The organism is Paraburkholderia sp. CHISQ3 (genome assembly GCF_030464945.1).
Lineage (GTDB): Bacteria > Pseudomonadota > Gammaproteobacteria > Burkholderiales > Burkholderiaceae > Paraburkholderia > Paraburkholderia megapolitana.
In genome coordinates this window covers 194,613-208,893 of the sequence record NZ_JALPRG010000004.1, presented here as the reverse complement: position 1 = coordinate 208,893, position 14,281 = coordinate 194,613, and the positions used below count along the sequence as shown (strand labels likewise).

14 protein-coding genes are annotated in these 14,281 nt (G+C 64.2%); 9 read left to right on the top strand and 5 right to left on the bottom strand.

What is annotated here, in order from left to right:
- Nucleotides 1-52 precede the first annotated feature (52 nt).
- On the top strand, nt 53-673 hold the full coding sequence (locus M0D65_RS10845) for a TetR/AcrR family transcriptional regulator (RefSeq protein WP_266252671.1): 621 nt from the start codon (nt 53-55) through the stop codon (nt 671-673).
- A gap of 42 nt (nt 674-715) precedes the next feature.
- Here the strand turns inward: M0D65_RS10845 and M0D65_RS10840 are convergent, their stop codons facing one another.
- From M0D65_RS10840 to M0D65_RS10820, 5 genes are all read right to left on the bottom strand, one after another.
- The gene (locus M0D65_RS10840; protein WP_266252670.1) at nt 716-964 is read right to left on the bottom strand and encodes a hypothetical protein; all 249 of its coding nucleotides are present in this window, start codon (nt 962-964) and stop codon (nt 716-718) included.
- Between the two features lie 232 nt (nt 965-1,196).
- Nucleotides 1,197-2,534, bottom strand: a complete 1,338-nt coding sequence (locus tag M0D65_RS10835; protein ID WP_091014741.1) for a C45 family peptidase — start codon at nt 2,532-2,534, stop codon at nt 1,197-1,199.
- 157 nt (nt 2,535-2,691) lie between these two features.
- Nucleotides 2,692-4,428 carry a ClcB-like voltage-gated chloride channel protein gene (locus M0D65_RS10830; protein ID WP_266252669.1) on the bottom strand — a complete coding sequence of 579 codons (1,737 nt, stop codon included), beginning with the start codon at nt 4,426-4,428 and terminating at the stop codon, nt 2,692-2,694.
- Nucleotides 4,429-4,594: 166 nt separating this feature from the next.
- On the bottom strand, nt 4,595-5,332 hold the full coding sequence (locus tag M0D65_RS10825) for a glutathione S-transferase (RefSeq protein ID WP_266252668.1): 738 nt from the start codon (nt 5,330-5,332) through the stop codon (nt 4,595-4,597).
- A gap of 159 nt (nt 5,333-5,491) precedes the next feature.
- Complete coding sequence (locus tag M0D65_RS10820) at nt 5,492-6,592, bottom strand: YeiH family protein (RefSeq protein ID WP_266252667.1); 1,101 nt, start codon at nt 6,590-6,592, stop codon at nt 5,492-5,494.
- 120 nt (nt 6,593-6,712) lie between these two features.
- Between M0D65_RS10820 and M0D65_RS10815 the strand changes: the two genes are divergently transcribed.
- From M0D65_RS10815 to M0D65_RS10780, 8 genes are all read left to right on the top strand, one after another.
- Nucleotides 6,713-7,609 carry a LysR substrate-binding domain-containing protein gene (locus M0D65_RS10815; RefSeq protein WP_266252666.1) on the top strand — a complete coding sequence of 299 codons (897 nt, stop codon included), beginning with the start codon at nt 6,713-6,715 and terminating at the stop codon, nt 7,607-7,609.
- Between the two features lie 132 nt (nt 7,610-7,741).
- Entirely contained in the window at nt 7,742-8,506 is a 765-nt protein-coding gene (locus M0D65_RS10810) for a sugar phosphate isomerase/epimerase (protein WP_266252665.1), read from the top strand.
- Between the two features lie 91 nt (nt 8,507-8,597).
- The gene (locus M0D65_RS10805) at nt 8,598-9,602 is read left to right on the top strand and encodes a sugar kinase (protein ID WP_266252664.1); all 1,005 of its coding nucleotides are present in this window, start codon (nt 8,598-8,600) and stop codon (nt 9,600-9,602) included.
- Between the two features lie 101 nt (nt 9,603-9,703).
- Nucleotides 9,704-10,990 (top strand): MFS transporter, encoded by a 1,287-nt coding sequence (locus M0D65_RS10800; RefSeq protein ID WP_266252663.1) that lies wholly within the window; start codon nt 9,704-9,706, stop codon nt 10,988-10,990.
- A complete protein-coding gene (locus tag M0D65_RS10795) occupies nt 10,990-11,964 on the top strand; it encodes a D-glycerate dehydrogenase (protein ID WP_266252662.1) in 975 nt (324 codons plus the stop codon). The genes M0D65_RS10800 and M0D65_RS10795 overlap by 1 nt, the downstream gene beginning before the upstream one ends.
- Nucleotides 11,961-12,995, top strand: a complete 1,035-nt coding sequence (locus tag M0D65_RS10790; protein WP_266252661.1) for a LacI family DNA-binding transcriptional regulator — start codon at nt 11,961-11,963, stop codon at nt 12,993-12,995. The genes M0D65_RS10795 and M0D65_RS10790 overlap by 4 nt, the downstream gene beginning before the upstream one ends.
- A gap of 71 nt (nt 12,996-13,066) precedes the next feature.
- Entirely contained in the window at nt 13,067-13,876 is an 810-nt protein-coding gene (locus tag M0D65_RS10785; RefSeq protein WP_266252660.1) for a YhfC family intramembrane metalloprotease, read from the top strand.
- Nucleotides 13,877-13,908: 32 nt separating this feature from the next.
- Complete coding sequence (locus tag M0D65_RS10780) at nt 13,909-14,274, top strand: DUF3022 domain-containing protein (protein ID WP_266252950.1); 366 nt, start codon at nt 13,909-13,911, stop codon at nt 14,272-14,274.
- The last annotated feature ends 7 nt before the right edge of the window (nt 14,275-14,281 follow it).

The following is a 14,281-nucleotide window of genomic DNA, read 5'->3' as shown; positions in this document are numbered from 1 at the left end:
GTATCTGAGTGTGCGAGTGAATCGAAATCCATTCGATGCTAGACTTCGGCCCATGAAACGAACCCGCCTTACCCGTGAGCAGAGCAAGGACCAGACGCGCCAGCGCCTGCTCGATGCTGCGCAAGCCATTTTTATGAAGAAGGGATTCACCGCGGCCAGCGTCGAGGACATCACGGCTGCGGCCGGTTATACGCGCGGTGCGTTCTATTCGAACTTCCGCAGCAAGCCGGAGCTGTTTCTCGAGCTGCTGCGGCGCGACCATGACCTGATGCAGACGGAGCTGGAGGATATCTTCGCGGGCGACAACACGCGCGAGGAGATGGAAACCCGTGTGCTGCGGTACTACAGCCGTCTGCCTTTCGATCAGAAATGTTTCCTGCTATGGGCCGAAGCCAAGCTGCTCGCAGCACGCGACGCGCGCTTTCGCGTGCGTTTCAACGCGTTCATGTATGAGAAACGTGAACAGCTTGCGGCCTATATTCGCGAGTTTTCGGTGCAGACAGGTATCCCGCTGCCGTTGCCCGAGGAACAACTGGCGCTGGGGCTGATGGCGCTGTGCGACGGTGTGCAATCGATGGTCACGACCGATCCGAAGAACGTCTCGGACGATATGATCCAGTCGGTGCTCGGTGAATTTTTTGGGCGGGTTGTGTTTGGGCGCGGCGCCGGCTGATCTGCCGGTGTCGGCCGTTGAGGTATTGCGTGGCGAACAGCTTCAGGTTTGCAGATGCTCGTCGGGGGCGTCGAAGGCGTGGCTCAAATGGCGGGACTTCGGCAGTGCAATGGTTTCCCACTGCTGCGGCGCACTTCCCGCGGCCGTTGAGCCGGCGGAAGCATGGTCGGTGGGCAGGCCATCAGCCCGGTCGGCAAGTGTAGCCTCCGTGCTGTCACGTGCCGTATGGGCAGGCGCAGCAAAACACGAAGCGGACAGCAGCACCATGGTCATCAGCGTCGAGGTTTTCATCGCGCGACCTCCTTTCCTCATGCGGCGCAAGGACCGCAGCAAGCGCCGTGCCATTTGCGCCAGCCGCGCAGACACGGACGCTGGGCGCGCAGTCGCTTCGCAGCGAGACGCGCTTTCTACCATCTTATACGGCAATTCTTGCAAGCGTCGGTAGCGGTGGAGCATCGATGCCACCGCCCGGCGCCGAACGGACCTCGGTAAGGACGATCGTTCGGTTAGACGCAGCGGTCGTTTAACGCTGTACGTCGAAGCGGGTCCACGGCCACGACGGCCGGTCGCGCATATAACCGTTCAGCCAGTTCCACTGCGGATGGCGTTTCATGAACGCCTGCGCATCGAACGGTCGTCCGCACGGGTGCCCCCAGCGTGCGTAGAACGCCATGTCGCGCGCCATCTCGCTGTCGACTACCTTACCGTCGTTGGCTCCCCACGGATTGAACGGCCCGTGGTCCGAGCCGCCGAAGCGCGCGTCGTCCAGCTCGAGATGCCCGCAGACGGTTCGCGAGCATGGATTGTCGGCGCGATCGAGATAGACGTCGTGGTGATCGGCGATCATCTGTTTCGCGAGTTCGGTATCGATCTTGCCGTGATGCTGTTCTTCAAGTTGCATGAAGCGGAGGCGCCGCGCGCCGTTTTTGCGGACGTCCGTGTAGTCGTCACCTTCGCCGATGCATTCCTGGTTGCGGATCTTCAGATCGGTGGCGGTGTTGTAGCCGCTATAGAAACCGTCCTTCGTGCTCTCGAAGCCCGAGTAGTGCAGGCCGAGTTCATAGCGCGCGATCTCACCGGTTTTCGCGTCGCCGAGCAGCCAGCTGTTCGCATAGCCGCCGTTGTTGGCGAGCGCGAACATCTCGCACCATTCGGCGATGCTGTTCGCGTACTGGCTCGCGCGCCGCGACCGGTAGAACTCCGGAGCGCCCGCCGGGTTGTAGCCGACGAAGTTCGAGATCGTCGTTTCGGTCACCATCAGTCCGGCCGCAGTGACCCAGAAGTCCGTCAGGCTCGAGATGCAGCCGGGCAGCCCTTGCATCAGGATGCGGTGGCCCGACTCGGGGACGATGTCGAACACGACGTTGAACGCATCGCCGGCCGCGTAGCGATCCCATGAGTTGTGCGCCATCACGATGCGGCCGTCGCGCGTCGCGCTGCCGGTCGCAATGAACGCGCTGCAATGATGGCCGCGCCGGCCGCGCCATGGCTTCACGCCGAGTTGGGGCTGCGCCGCTGTCGCATGGGTCGGCCACCAGCTCTGCAACAGATCCATATAGCCGTTCCACGCGAGCACTTCCGCGAACGGCAGCTTCGCGCCGTCGGCGATGCCCTGGATTTCGTCGGTGAATTCGCGGTCGAGCTTCGGTGCGAACTGCGAGACCGCCGCCTCGACGAACGTGTCGAAGTCTTCGCCGGTGTCCCACTTCGCGAGGTAGCGCGCGGTGTGAACCGCGTTGCGAATCTCCGTGGCGAGCAACTGGCCGTGCTGTTCGCCGCGGTCATACGGCTCGCCTTCGAGGTGGACGAAAATCCAGCCGGCATGATCGCGGCGGGCGGCATCGATTGAGGGTTCGCTCATCTTCGCTCCGGTCAGCAACACATACGCAACAAACAAGCAACGCGTGCGCACCGCTGCGCATCGAAGCTCGGATGCACGGCGGCGGGGGATCGTTTCATTGTAGAAAATCTGCCGGCGCTTTGCCGGTGCAGATGCATCGCGAGTGTCGCGCGATCGCTCAGCGGTGCGGATTCATCCTGAAGTACGCATCGAGCAGCGACGTCTTGTAGACGACTCCGGCAAGCAGCGGATGCTGCGCGCTTTCGATCACCGGCAGCCGTTCGCCCTGGAACGCCATGAAGTGCTGGAGCGCGACGCCGAGCGGCATGTCCGGCGTGAGCACGTCGAAGTGCGGTTGCAGGTAATCGGCGGCGGTGCGCGTCGAGGTCTCGCGTCGCTCGAGCAGATCCGAGGTGATGTCTTTCAGCGCGACGACGCCGAGAAAGCAGCCGGCCTCGTCGGTCACATACAGATATTTGACCGGGTACTCGAGAAACACGCGTGTCATTTCCTGCACCGTCGCGCCCGGTTGCACGACGGTATCGGGTGGCTTGATCAGTTCGCGCACCTGGGTCGCGCGCAGCCGCACACGCTCCTGTTCTTCGCGATTCCGATGCAGCGTGATTTCGTACATCGACGTCTTGGCGATCGCGCGCGAGACGAAGTACGCGACCACGCACGACAGCATCAGCGGCAGCACGACCTGGTAGCTGAGCGTCATTTCGAAGATCATCAGAATCGCCATCAGCGGCGCCTGGGTGGCGCCGGCGAGGAAGGCGCCCATGCCGACCATCGCGTAGGCGAACGGCGCGGACGTGCCGTGCGGCCAGAGCGCGTGCATCGCCTGGCCGAACAGCGAGCCGAGCACCGCGCCGACGAAGAGCGTCGGCGTAAAGATCCCGCCGATCGCGCCCGAGCCCGCGGTCGCCGCAGTGGCGACGAGCTTGAACACGAGCACCAGCACGAGTGCGCTCCAGGTCCACGGGGAATGCAGGATCGCGTTGACGACGCTGTAGCCATTACCCCAGACGTCGGGCGTCCAGACCGACAGGATGCCGACCACGAGACCGCCGAGCGCAAGCTTCAGCGGTAACGGCAACGCGATACGCTGGAAGCCCGCCTTCGATACATCGAGTAGCCGCAGGAACTGCGGCGCCGCCGCGCCGCACAGCAGTCCGAGCGCGACGAACAGCAGCACTTCGACGCCGGTCACGGGCGGAAAGACCGGCATTTCGTAAGGCGGACGATAGCCGCCGAACTCGCGCATCGTAATGTTCGCGACCACCGACGAAACGACGACCGGCCCGAAGCTTTCCATGGCGATCGAGCCGAGCACGATTTCGGTGACGAAGAACGCGCCTGCAATCGGCGCACTATAGGCTGCGGTGATGCCGGCCGCGGCGCCGCAGGCGACCAGCAGGCGCAGCCGCGGCGGATCGAAGTGCACCCAGCGGCCGATCAGCGACGCAGCGAGCGCGGCAAGCTGGACCATCGGACCTTCGCGGCCGATCGATCCGCCGCTCGCGATCGTGAACAGCGACGACACGCTGCGCCACAGGCTGAGTCGCACCGGCACGACGCCGTCGCCGATCGCGACCGCTTCCATGTAATCGGTGTGATTGTTGCGTTCCGTCCCGCGCCGTGCGATCAGCAGGATCACGCCGGCTACGAGACCGCCTGCCGCGGGTAGCCAGATGCGCACGGTCCATGGCAAGCGGCGCGCCATTTCGACGAGGCCGCCGCCCGATTCGCCGGAGATCGCGCGTTGCATGAGCGCGATGGCTTCGCGGAAGGCCATCGTCGCGAACGCCCCGGCCACACCGACGACCACCGACCAGAGCAGCATCGTGTGCGCATCCGAGAGCCCGAACAGGCGTTGCGCGCGGGTACGCAGTTTCAGCAGGAATGAGAGCACGGCGGGAGCGTGGAGTGCGTGAAGCGTGAGTGGGTTGGCGCGAGCCGAAGGATAGCATCGCGCAAGGCGCGTAATGCGCGCGAGGGCGCCGTCGAGTATGCCCGGAGCGACATGACGTTCGCGCCGCTGCGTCCACTATGCGTGGTAGTTACGATGCGACGGCGCACTAGCGCGCAGTTTTGTCGAGTTCCGGATAGTGCCGGAAGACGCACGCTTCGTTGTGCGGAAGCCGTCGGTCGGAGGCGAGATAGGCGGCGATCCGCGGCCGCGCGATAACCCGTGCGTACAAGGCTGCAAGCCCCGGGTACTGCGTGCCGAAGCGCTTCGTCGCGCGCGGAAACGCGTACATCAATCCGTCGATCAACTGAAACATCGACAGGTCGACATAGGTCAGCGCATCGCCGACCAGGAATTCTTCGCTGGCGGGGTTCTGTTTCATCACCCGCTCGAAGTAGCGCATGAACTTCGGTATGCGGTGATCGATGAAATCGCTCGCCCGTATTTTCGCGGCTTCTTTCTGATCCTCGTAATAGAGGTTGCCCGCGAGCGGATGATGCGTATCGTGCGCTTCGGTGACCATGTCGGCGATGGTGAGCTGCAGGCCGTTCGCGACGTAGCGCAGACCTTCGTCGCGCGGTGCGAGGCCAAGCTTCGGACCAAGATAAAAGAGGATGTTCGCGGTCTGCGACACGATCAGCTCGCCGTCCTGCAGAAACGGCGGCGCGAACGGTGGATAAGCCTCGTCCTTGCTGCCGAGCCGCGCCATCATCGCGCCGGTGCCGAGTCCGGCCGCTTCGTCGCCGCGTGTCACTTCGACGTAGTCGGCGCCGGCTTCTTCCAGTGCGAGCCGCACGAATTCGCCGCGGCCCTGCAGGCCATCCCAGTAGTAGAGTCGGTAGGTCATCGATCGGTCCTTGCTCAGGCTGTGTGAGTACATCGGGCGAGCATGAAGTATGCCGCGCGCGCAGTGCATCGGCGCACACCGGTGCGCGTAAAAGCGCAGAAGCCCTGCCATCGGCAGGGCTGCGGGCGTGCCGGGCGAGGCCGGCCGCGGGGGGGCGGTCTACGCGAAGAGGCGCTCGACAGCCCATGTGATACCCAGTCCGCCGACTGTCAACCATACGTAGAGAATCAGTCCCGTGGTCAACGCACGCGGACCAGCCTGACGGATCTGCGAGATGCGCGTTTCGATGCCGAGAGCGGTCATGGCCATCGTCAGGGCGAAGGTGTCGAGCGTGTTGATCGTTTGTGTGGCCGGGGCAGGGAGAATGTGCAGCGAGTTGACGACGACCATCGCGAGGAAACCGAGGGCGAACCAGGGTATGGCTAGCTTGCGTGCCGCGTGGGTGCCGGGCTCGCTGTTGGCGCCGTTCGTGCTGTTCGCGCCGTTCAAGCCGCGAGCCGAGCGGTTCAGCCAGACACCGATGACCAGCAACACCGGCACGAGCAGCATGACCCGTGTCATCTTGACGATGGTTGCGACATGCGTGGCTTCCGGACTCACGTTGGCCGCGGCGCCGACCACCTGGGCGACTTCATGAATCGTGCCGCCGAAAAACAGCCCCGCACCGAGCGTATCGAGATGCAGCCAGCCGGCCCGATAGAGGGCAGGGTAGAGAAACATCGACAGCGTACCGAACAGCACGACACTGCCAACCGCCATCGCACTCTTGTGCGGCTTGGACTGCAGCGTCGATTCGAAGGCGAGCACCGCGGCGGCGCCGCATATCGCACTGCCGGCGGCAGTAAGCAACGCGGTGTCGCGATCGAGCTTCATCAGCTTCATGCCAGCCCACGTGCCAATGACGAGCGTGCTGACCACGACCAGCACCGACTCCGTCAGACCCGGCAGTCCGACCTGAGCAATCTCCTGCAGACTGACCCGTAGGCCAAAGAACGCAACGGCGATCCGCAGCAGCCTGCGTGCCGAGAAGTTGACGCCGGCAGCCCAGCTCTCGGGCATACCGTCGCGCAACGCGTTGCCGTAGATCGCACCGCCGACAATACCGACGATCAGCGGACTGAGCCCGAGTCCGGCGATCGCCGGCAGCTGCGCGATGCGCGTGACGGCCGCCGCGAACAGCGCGACGAACAGGATGCCGTTGAGGTGGCCGCGCGTCGACGAGGCGTTGCTGGGGACGGCGTGTACATGAGCGGTGGACATGGCAGATGGCCTTCGAATAGAGCGATTCCGACGCGATGGCCTAATCCTAGTTTGGATATATCGGTATGAGAAATCGTCATTTGCGACGTAAAATATCGGTAAATCTGATATTTCTATCTCATGACCCCAGATCAGCTGATAACCTTCGCCGCCGTAGCCGAGCACCGCAACATCAGCCGTGCCGCGGAGGCGTTGCATCTGTCGCAGCCGGCAGTGTCGGGGCAACTGCGTTTGCTGCAGGAGGAATTCGGTGAGCCGCTATACCAGCGGGAAGGGCGCGGCGTGCGTCTGACTCCGACCGGCGAACAGCTCGCCACCTATGCCGCGCATCTACGCGACACCTGGCGGCAGGCACACGCCTATCGCGACGCGTTGCGCGGCATGGAGCGCGGCACGCTGCGCATCGGGGCGAGCACGACGCCGGCCAGTTACCTGCTGCCTTATCTGATTGCCGATTTTCATCAGCGCTATCCCGACGTCACGCTGCATACCGCCGACGGCAATACCTCCGAGATCGTCGCCGCGCTGGCTTCCGTCGATATCGCATTGATCGAAGGGCCGGTCGGCTCTGATCTGCCGCTCGATACCGCGGTTCACCCATGGCGCGAAGACGAGATCGTCGCGATCATGCCGCGCTCGCACCCGCTCGCGCAGGGGCCGCGCCAGGCGACGCTCGCCGAACTCGGTGCGTGGCCGCTGGTTTTGCGCGAGGCGGGGTCCGGCGTGCGTCAGGTCGTCGAGCGAGCTTTTGCGCGCGCAGCGGCGCCGATGCGCGTCGCGCTCGAAATCGCCGGCGTCGAGGGCGTGAAGGAGGCGGTGCGCGCGGGCATGGGCATCGGTTTCGTCTCGGCGATGTCGATGCGCCATGAGGACGCGGCGTTGTGTCTTGTTTCGCTGGCGCCGGAGCCGTGCACGCGCCGGTTCTCGATCCTGCTGCCGCACGCCAGCGCGCCGTCGCGCGCGGCGCAGCGCTTTCTCGAACTGTGCATGGCGGAGCACGATCGATATGCCGGATAGGGGATTACCACGATGGTTCGCCATGCTGGCGAGGCGCATCATTCGTCCCAACGAGCGCTTGTGCGCTTTTTTTCAAAATGCTTTTGGAACCGGTTCCATTTGTGAAAAACGGTGCAAAAAGGGATTTTTGACATGGCTGAAGTCGTAATTGTCGCGAGCGCGTTCGGCGTCGATGCCGTGCGGCGCGACGGTCACCGGGCGTGGCTTGCGACTGCTTCGGAAGCGGGCGCGGCGGGGTTCGAAGTGCGTCGCGAGCTGTTTGCTTCGGAAGCCGACGCCGAGCCGCAGGCATTGCGCGCTCTGGGCGCGGCGATCGACGAACTCGGCATGTGGTCGGTCTATTCGACGCCCGCTGCGCTCTACACGTCGCACGGCGCGCTCGACGCGGCGGCGCTTGCGCTGGCCCTCGACGGAGCCCATGCGCTCGGTGCGCGCTTCGTCAAACTGCAACTGGGCGGCTTCGCCGGCGATGCGGCCGGCCACGCGCTGGCTGCATCGCTCGACGGAGCGCACACGCGTCTTGTTGTCGAGAACGGTCAATTGAAGGAAGGTGGCACGCTTGCGCAATTCAGCGGGTTATTCGATGTGCTTGCCGACAGCGGCCACGCTGGGTTGATCGGCATGACCTTCGACATCGGCAACTGGCAATGGCCAGGAGAACAACCGGTCGAAGCCGCGCGCCGGCTGGCACCGCATGTCGAGTATGTCCATTGCAAGGCAGTGAGAGGCGAGGGCGCAAGACGCTTCGCGGCCGCACCTACCGCCGACGATCCCGTCTTTGCCGCCGTACTGCCATTGTTGCCGCGCACCGTGCCGCGCGGCATCGAATTTCCATTCGACGCGAGCCGACTCGCCGCCGACGCGGCGCATTACGTCACATGGCTCGCTGAGGCATAACGTACGCACTTGGGCACACAACCGAGCACACAACGAAGCAAAGCAGACAATGACGCAAACACCCGATACCCAGCACCCGCCGCGAGCCACCATGACCTCGACACTCGATATCGTCACCTACGGCGAAGCGATGGCAATGTTCGTTGCAACCGAGCCCGGCCCGCTCGCCGGTGTCGGCCAGTTCACGAAGCGGATCGCCGGTGCCGACCTGAACGTGGCGATCGGCCTGTCGCGGCTCGGCTTCAAGGTCGGCTGGATGAGCCGCGTCGGCCGCGATTCGTTCGGCGAATATGTGCGCGAGACGTTGCGTCGCGAAGGCATCGATCAACGCTGCGTGACTACCGATGATCGCTTCCCAACCGCCTTCCAGCTCAAATCGAAGAACGACGACGGCAGCGATCCGAGCATCGAGTACTTTCGCAAGGGCTCGGCGGCGAGCCATCTGTCGCTCGCCGACTACGTCGCCGACTATGTGCTCGGCGCGCGCCATCTGCACCTGACCGGTGTCGCGCCCGCCATCTCGGCGTCGTCGCGCGAACTCGCATTTCATCTGGCACACGAAATGCGCACCGCAGGCAAGACGATTTCATTCGATCCGAACCTGCGCCCGACGCTCTGGCCGTCGCGCGCCGCGATGGTCGAGGGTTTGAATGCGCTGGCGTTGCTGGCCGATTGGGTGCTGCCCGGTATCGGTGAAGGAGAGATCCTGACCGGCTACACGAGCCCCGACGATATCGCCCGTTTCTATCTCGACCGCGGCGCACGCGGCGTGATCGTGAAGCTCGGCCCACAGGGCGCGTACTACCGCACCGCCGAACGCACCGGCACGGTTGCCGCGCAGCCGGTCGCGAATGTCGTCGATACCGTGGGCGCCGGCGACGGTTTCGCGGTCGGCGTGGTCAGCGCGTTGCTCGAAGGCCGGGCGCTGCCCGATGCGGTGGCGCGCGGCAACCGCATCGGCGGGCTGGCGATCCAGGTGATCGGCGATTCCGAGGGCCTGCCGACGCGAGCACAACTCGACGCGCTCGAACGCGAAGACGATCGGCACAACGGTAACCGGACGACGCCGGAAACGGCAGGACGAGGCGCGGCCTGAATCGTATCGATTAGCCGCATCGCTGAGTCCCAGTGCTCTCGCGACAGCGTCACGATACACGCGTCCACCGCACCCGGACTTCAGAACCAGGAGACAACCCCATGACCTCATCGCTCGCCGTGCGTCGCTGGTGGACGATCATGCCGATCGTGTTCATCACTTACAGCCTCGCGTATCTCGACCGCGCGAACTTCGGCTTTGCGTCGGCGGCCGGTATCAACCAGGACCTCGGTATCGGCAAGGGACTCGCGTCGCTGATCGGCGCACTGTTCTTCCTCGGCTACTTCTTCTTCCAGATTCCGGGCGCGATCTACGCCGAACGTCGCAGCGTGAAGAAGCTGGTGTTCTGGAGTCTGATCCTGTGGGGCGGCTGTGCGTCGCTGACGGGCGTCGTCAGCAATGTGCCGTCGCTGATAGTGATTCGCTTCCTGCTCGGCGTCGTCGAAGCGGCGGTGATGCCGGCGATGTTGATCTTTATCAGCAACTGGTTCACCAAACAGGAGCGCTCGCGTGCAAACACCTTCCTGATTCTGGGTAATCCAGTCACGGTGCTGTGGATGTCGGTAGTGTCCGGCTACCTCGTGCATTCGTTCGGCTGGCGGCACATGTTTATCGCCGAAGGTGCGCCGGCCGTGGTGTGGGCCGTGTGCTGGTGGTTCATCGTGAAGGACAAACCGGCGCAGGTGTCGTGGCTCACGCGTGCCGACAAGGACGCGCTCGAAGCCGCATTGCGAGCGGAACAGGCTGCCATCAAACCAGTGCGCAACTACGGTGAAGCGTTCCGTTCGCCGGCGGTGATCAAGTTGTGCGCGCAATATTTTTGCTGGAGCATCGGCGTCTACGGTTTCGTACTGTGGCTGCCATCGATCCTCAAGAACGGCTCGACACTCGGCATGGTCGAAACCGGCTGGTTGTCGGCGTTGCCGTATCTCGCCGCGACGATCGCGATGCTCGTCGTGTCGTGGGCATCGGATAAACTCGATCGCCGCAAAGCCTTCGTCTGGCCGTTCCTGCTGATAGGCGCGGTCGCGTTTGCCGTGTCATATGCGTTGGGCACGACGCATTTCTGGCTCTCGTATGCGTTGCTGGTCATCGCGGGCGCTGCGATGTACGCGCCGTACGGGCCGTTCTTCGCGATCGTGCCGGAGCTGCTGCCGAAGAACGTCGCCGGCGGGGCGATGGCGCTGATCAACAGCATGGGCGCGCTCGGTTCGTTCGTCGGTTCGTATGTGGTCGGGTATCTGAACGGCGCAACTGGCACACCGGCGGCATCGTATGCGTTCATGAGCGTCGCGCTCGTCGCGGCGGTAGTCTTCACGCTGGCAGTGAAGCCGCAGAGCTCAGCGGCACGTACGCTCGCCACGCCTCTTCATGGGAAAGGAAGCTGATGAAAAAGATCGTTGCCTACAAACCATTGCCCGACGATGTGCTCGCCTATCTGCGCGAACACCTCGAAGTCGTACAGATCGACACGTCATCGCGCGATACGCATGATGCATTCGTTGCGGCACTGCGCGACGCGGATGGCGCGATCGGCGCGAGCGTGAAGATCGATTCGTCGATGCTCGAAGGTGCGACGCGGTTGAAAGCGCTGTCGACGATTTCAGTCGGCTTCGACAACTTCGATGTGGCCGATCTCACACGGCGCGGCATCCTGCTGGCAAACACACCTGACGTATTGACCGAATCGACCGCCGATACGGTGTTCTCGCTGATTCTCGCGACTGCTCGGCGGGTCGTCGAACTGGCCGACTGGGTGAAGGCCGGTCGCTGGCAGCGCAGCATTGGCCCGGAGCACTTCGGCGTCGACGTGCAGGGCAAGACGCTCGGTATCGTGGGCCTGGGGCGGATCGGCGGTGCGGTCGCACGGCGGGCTGCGCTGGGCTTCAACATGCAGGTGCTGTACACGAACCGCAGCGCGAACCAGGCTGCGGAAGAAACGTATGGCGCGCGCCGCGTCGAACTGTCGGAACTGCTGGCCGTATCGGACTTCGTCTGCCTGCAGGTACCGCTCACGCCCGAGACGCATCATCTGATCGGCGCCGCACAACTGCGCGCGATGAAGAAGAGCGCGATTCTGATCAATGCGTCGCGCGGTGCGACCGTCGACGAAGCCGCGCTGATCGATGCGCTCCAGGCGGGCACGATCCACGGCGCCGGGCTCGACGTATTTGCACATGAACCGCTCGCCGCAGATTCACCGCTGCTCAAACTGAACAACGTGGTCGCGCTGCCGCACATCGGCTCCGCGACCCACGAAACGCGCCACGCAATGGCGCGCTGCGCCGCCGAAAACCTGGTGGCGGCACTCGCCGGCATGCTGACACGCAACGTCGTGAACCGCGACGTGCTCGGCCGATGAGCGGGTCGTCCGCTGGCCGGCAGAGGCCCGCGACGATCAACGACGTCGCGCGCGAAGCCGGCACCGGCAAAACCAGCATCTCGCGCTATCTGAACGGCGAGATGAGCGTGCTGTCGGCCGACATGCGCACGCGCATCGCGGCGGCGATCGAACGTCTCGACTATCAGCCGAACCAGATGGCGCGCGGTCTGAAGCGCGGCCGCAACCGTCTGATCGGCATGCTGCTCGCCGACCTGACGAATCCGTATTCGGTCGAAGTGCTGCAAGGTGTCGAGGCGGCGTGCAATGCGCTCGGCTACATGCCGTTGATCTGCCACGCCGCGAACGAAGTCGAGATGGAGCGGCGCTTCCTGCAGTTGCTCACGACGTACCGCGTCGAAGGCGTGATCGTCAATGCGCTCGGCGTGAGCGAAGACACGCTGCGGCCGGCGGGTGGCGGTATTCCCGCCGTACTCGTCGACCGGACCGTGGAAGGGCTCGCCGCCGATATGGTCGGCCTCGACAATATCAATGCGGCAAATCGCGGCACGCAGCATCTGCTGGAGCGCGGCTTCACCGATATCCGCTTCGTGGTTCAGCCGTACGAGCAGGTCAGTTCGCGGCGTCTGCGTGAGGCCGCTTTCCATGAAACGCTGGCTCGCTTCGCAGGTGAAGTACACGGCGAAACGGTCGTACTCGATCTCGCGAACGACGTGAGCGCCGAACGTACACTCGCCACGCTCGATCGCACAATCGATACCGCATCGGATCGCCTCGCGTTATTTGCGGCAAATGCGCCAGTTGCGCTGCGCCTCGCGCTGCACCTGAACCAGCGGCTAGGTCCGCGCTGGACCGAGCGCGTCGCGCTGCTGTCCGTCGACGATCCCGAGTGGGCCGAACTCGCCGGCGTTACCGCGATCCGCCAACCAACTTACTCGATCGGCTATCGCGCAGTCGAGTTCCTGCATGAACGGATCGAAGGCGGCAATGCGCCCGCGCGCGACTGCCTTTTGCCTGGCGAATTGATCGTGCGCGCGTCGACCGCGCGCTGATCTGCGATCATTCGGGTTGCGGCGCACTTTGAACAGGCGCCGCCTGTTCGCCCGTTACTGCAAGGAACCTCATGGTCGTCGCACCGCTCACGCTTATCTGTCTCTCGCTCGCCACCCTGTTCGTCGCGGCTCTGCCGGTCATCCTGTACCGCCGCTGGACGCGCACCTTCGTCTTCAACCGACGCGACACGATCGCCGGTATTGCGGTGTTTGCGCTGTTTGCCATGGTGGTCGAGCGCGCGGTGAACGACTACGTGCTGGGCATGAATGCGACGACCGCCGGGTGGCTCACGCACCCGCTGACGTTCGTCATATATGGCGCACTGATAGCCGGCGTCTGCGAAGAGGTCGGGCGTTTCATCGCGATGCGGATGATGTGGCAGCGTGCCGCGTCCGGCACAGCGGCCGCCGATCCGTCGTCGGACGGACGCGCACTGGCGTACGGCATCGGCCATGGCGGCGCGGAAGCGTGGCTCGTCGGCGTGCTGGTGCAGTTTCAATGGATCGTCTTCGCGGTACTCGCCAATCGCGGCCAGCTCGACGAGCATCTGACGAACCTGCCGAGCGATTCGATGGTGCGTGTGCACCTGGTGCTCGCCACCTTGTCGCCGCTGATGAGCGGCGTCTTCGTGCTCGAGCGGCTGGCAGCGCTGGCGTTCCAGATCGGGCTGTCGGTGCTGATGTGGCGCGGCGTGCGGGCTGGCTGGCGTGGTACCTTGCCGCTCGCGATCGCCATCCACGCGCTGATCGAGTTGCCCGCTACGCTGTTTCAGGCGCGCTTGCTGTCGCTGTTCGCAGTCGATGGGATCTATGTGTTGCTGGCGCTGGTCGTGACCGCGGTGCTGGTGCGGCAGGTACGCCGGCCGGCGCGCACCGCGTGAGCCGAATTGACGAAGACCCGAGCCCCGAGAAAATGGAAGCCTACCAATACGACTGCGCAAGTCCCGATATCGAGGAACTGGCGCGTGTCATCAGCGATCTGTTTCCCGAGCAGACCCAGTTCACCGAGCGTCCCGCCGACGACGGCACACCGACGCTCGTTGTCCACTGGGTGGCGATGCGTTTCGGATCGACAGCACGTCGCATCGCGCTGACGGTGGCGATCGCCCCCGCAGCACTCGCGCGTTATCGCGCGTTGCCGCCGCAATTGCGCGGACGAAGTTTCGCGGTGCTGCGCGCGTATGTCGAAGCGGCGATCGGATCGCTGGAAGAGCAGTATGCGAACGGCGAGGCTGTACCGCGCGAAGTGACTGTCGATCTCGATGAAGAGTTCGCGTGAGCGCCGC

Coding starts and splice junctions, on each gene's coding strand:
- M0D65_RS10840 (WP_266252670.1), bottom strand. CDS start 964: ATGAAAACCTCGACGCTGATGACCATGGTGCTGCTGTCCGCTTCGTGT.
- M0D65_RS10780 (WP_266252950.1), top strand. CDS start 13,909: ATGGAAGCCTACCAATACGACTGCGCAAGTCCCGATATCGAGGAACTG.
- M0D65_RS10815 (WP_266252666.1), top strand. CDS start 6,713: ATGACCCCAGATCAGCTGATAACCTTCGCCGCCGTAGCCGAGCACCGC.
- M0D65_RS10810 (WP_266252665.1), top strand. CDS start 7,742: ATGGCTGAAGTCGTAATTGTCGCGAGCGCGTTCGGCGTCGATGCCGTG.
- M0D65_RS10825 (WP_266252668.1), bottom strand. CDS start 5,332: ATGACCTACCGACTCTACTACTGGGATGGCCTGCAGGGCCGCGGCGAA.
- M0D65_RS10805 (WP_266252664.1), top strand. CDS start 8,598: ATGACCTCGACACTCGATATCGTCACCTACGGCGAAGCGATGGCAATG.
- M0D65_RS10845 (WP_266252671.1), top strand. CDS start 53: ATGAAACGAACCCGCCTTACCCGTGAGCAGAGCAAGGACCAGACGCGC.
- M0D65_RS10795 (WP_266252662.1), top strand. CDS start 10,990: ATGAAAAAGATCGTTGCCTACAAACCATTGCCCGACGATGTGCTCGCC.
- M0D65_RS10800 (WP_266252663.1), top strand. CDS start 9,704: ATGACCTCATCGCTCGCCGTGCGTCGCTGGTGGACGATCATGCCGATC.
- M0D65_RS10820 (WP_266252667.1), bottom strand. CDS start 6,592: ATGTCCACCGCTCATGTACACGCCGTCCCCAGCAACGCCTCGTCGACG.
- M0D65_RS10790 (WP_266252661.1), top strand. CDS start 11,961: ATGAGCGGGTCGTCCGCTGGCCGGCAGAGGCCCGCGACGATCAACGAC.
- M0D65_RS10785 (WP_266252660.1), top strand. CDS start 13,067: ATGGTCGTCGCACCGCTCACGCTTATCTGTCTCTCGCTCGCCACCCTG.
- M0D65_RS10835 (WP_091014741.1), bottom strand. CDS start 2,534: ATGAGCGAACCCTCAATCGATGCCGCCCGCCGCGATCATGCCGGCTGG.